Here is a 947-nt window from a genome sequence, read left to right on the forward strand (position 1 = left end):
GAACACCTTGCCGAGCGTGACGGCGATATAGCTGTAGACGCCGAAGTCGAACCATTCCATCGCGTTGCCGAACGCCATCGCGCCGACCGCGCGCTTGAGGACGGCCGGGTCGACGATCGTGATGTCATCCAGCTTGATGGACTGGCGCGAAGACCGGGTTTTCGCGGGGCGCGCTTGCGACGGGCTCAATGTTCTCTCCTGGAGTTGCCTTGGCGGCGCGGCCGGCGGGAATGCGGCCGGGGGCACGCGGGCCGACGGACAGCGAAGGCGGATGTCTCGGGGATGCCTCGATGCCGGTGGCGTGACGCGCGCGGCGGACGACACCGGGCAGGTGTGTTGTGCGAACCAGTTTAGAGAAACGGGCGGGAGCGGCTATCGGTCATGCGCCCGGAACCCGGTGGTAAACGACACGCAGGGAGCGGTGTCGGTCGCGCGTGGCCTCGGGAAGCGAACGCGCGGCGTGGGCGGTCATCTCGCCGTGCGCCGGCGCGCGGATACCAGCAACGCGACGAATGCCGCTTCGTCCGCGCGCAGGCCGCGCGGCGTACGCCGGACCGCCAGCGCGGCGAGCGTGCCCGCCTCGAACGCGTCGAGCACGGCCGGATGGATGTAGCAGCGCCGGCACACGGCCGGCGTGTTGCGCAGCAGCTCGGCCACCGCGCGCACGGTCTCGACGATCTGCTTGCGGGCATGCGTGACGCCGCGATGCTCGATGCGCCGCAGCAACCCGAGCGCGTGCACGCTGCCGGCCCAGGTCCGGTAATCCTTCGCGGTGAAATCGGCGCCGCCGGCCTCGCGCAGGTAGTCGTTCACGTCGGACGACCCGACCGGATGGCGCACGCCGTCGTCGTCCACATACTGGAACAGCTCGTGCCCGGGCAGCTCCGCGCAGCGCCGCACGATCCGCGCGACCCGCGCGTCGTCGACCGTCACGTCGTGTTCGATCC

2 pseudogenes are annotated in these 947 nt (G+C 70.5%); both read right to left on the reverse strand.

Annotation, left to right across the window (positions count from 1 at the left end):
- Nucleotides 1–189: pseudogene (locus JMF90_RS38580) on the reverse strand (MFS transporter); the annotation flags it as partial.
- A 279-nt stretch (nt 190–468) separates the two neighbouring features.
- Nucleotides 469–947: pseudogene (locus tag JMF90_RS38585) on the reverse strand (DNA topoisomerase IB); the annotation flags it as partial.

It is taken from the genome of Burkholderia sp. E168m23, assembly GCF_016586125.1.
Taxonomy (GTDB): Bacteria; Pseudomonadota; Gammaproteobacteria; order Burkholderiales; family Burkholderiaceae; genus Burkholderia; species Burkholderia orbicola.